This is a genomic window from Pseudoalteromonas sp. S554 (assembly GCF_005930865.1).
Lineage (GTDB): Bacteria > Pseudomonadota > Gammaproteobacteria > Enterobacterales > Alteromonadaceae > Pseudoalteromonas > Pseudoalteromonas marina.
Window position 1 is genome coordinate 1 of record NZ_PNDV01000130.1, and the last position, 1,429, is coordinate 1,429.

At 46.7% G+C, this 1,429-nt stretch carries 1 protein-coding gene; it reads right to left on the reverse strand.

Features of this window, described 5'->3' with window-relative positions; genetic code table 11:
- Nucleotides 1-49 precede the first annotated feature (49 nt).
- Nucleotides 50-1,216, reverse strand: coding sequence for an IS256 family transposase (locus CWB65_RS19080; protein ID WP_138741255.1), 1,167 nt, complete (start codon nt 1,214-1,216; stop codon nt 50-52).
- Between the last annotated feature and the right edge of the window lie 213 nt (nt 1,217-1,429).

The following is a 1,429-nucleotide window of genomic DNA, read 5'->3' on the forward strand; positions in this document are numbered from 1 at the left end:
GATAAAGCAACAATTCGTCTGTAATTTCCAGTTTACCCTCTGATTTCACCTATTCAGCTCCATCCATGGTCAGGTACTTTTTACCAGAGCTCCATTCGTCCGATATCTCCATAATCACCGCTGTGACTAATCTGAGGCAAGAGGCCTCGTTTGGAAATAAAGTTGCAACGCGCGTACGGCGTTTGATTTCTTTATTCACGCGCTCAAGTGCGTTGGTTGTTCTCAAACGGCGACGATGCCCCGCAGGCAAAGCTAATACAGCTAACCCTTCAGGAAGCGCCGTTTCGGCCCATACTGCGAGCTTAGGCGCGCTTTTCTCATACTTCTTACAGAGCAACTCAATGTGGCGTTTTGCTTCATCCGGTGTTTTTGCATCAAAGACACTGCGAATGTCGTCCGCCACTTGTGCTTTCATGGCCTGCTTGGGCACATAGCTTTGCGCGTTTTGTTGCAAGTGGAACTGGCAACGCTGCCACGGTACACTCGGAAATACACTCTTGCGTGCCGCTTTTAGCCCTTCATGGGCGTCGCTAACAAAGAGTTTCATGCCGTGCAGACCTCTATCTTTCAGGCTGAGCAAAAAATCTCGCCAATGGACTTCTTGCTCTGAAAGCGATACCGAGCAACCTAAAAGCTCTCGATGTCCTGATTCATTGACGCCCATCGCGACTAAAACGGCACAATCAATTACAGAGCCACCGTGTCGTACTTTCTCATAACGTGCATCAAGCACGACATACGGGAAATTGCCAAGCGGCCGCTCTCGCCATTGCTGCAAATGTACATCAAGCTCATGTGCGGCGCGACTTACCTGAGTAGAGCTGATTTCAAAACCGCACAGCTCTTCAGTCACACGTGCCACTTTACGCGTCGACACGCCTTGCACATACATTTCTGCTAATGCCAGCTTCAGCGCTTTCTCAGAGCGTAAACCTCGCTCTAAACTACTTGGATAAAAATCCGTGTCGCGGGTTTGCGGTATACTTAAATCGAGCATCCCGAATCGGCTCTGTAGCGACTTTTTCTTATAACCGTTGGCGTAACCTTGGCGCTCTTCTGAACGCTCCCAGGGGCCTGCTCCAAGGTGCCGCTCTCGCTCTAACCGCATGGCTTCATTGAGTAAAATACTGATCGCTTCGGCTGTACCGTCCAAGCCTTGCTCAATCAATAATTCCAAAACATCGCCAATCGATCTATCCTGTATATCGCAGGTCATTGTGGTTCCTCTTTCAATTTACTTTGGTCGGTAAATCAAAAGGATAAACTTTGACCTGCACCTTTTCCAGCTCAGGCGAAATTACAGAAAGAATGATGCACTAACAGTAATTACTTTAAAAAGTAATTGCTTTTTATACGTTCAGTTTATGAATCAAACAATTAAACTTAGAACTTATAAGAATCTTGTAGGTAAGAAAATCGACCAATATTT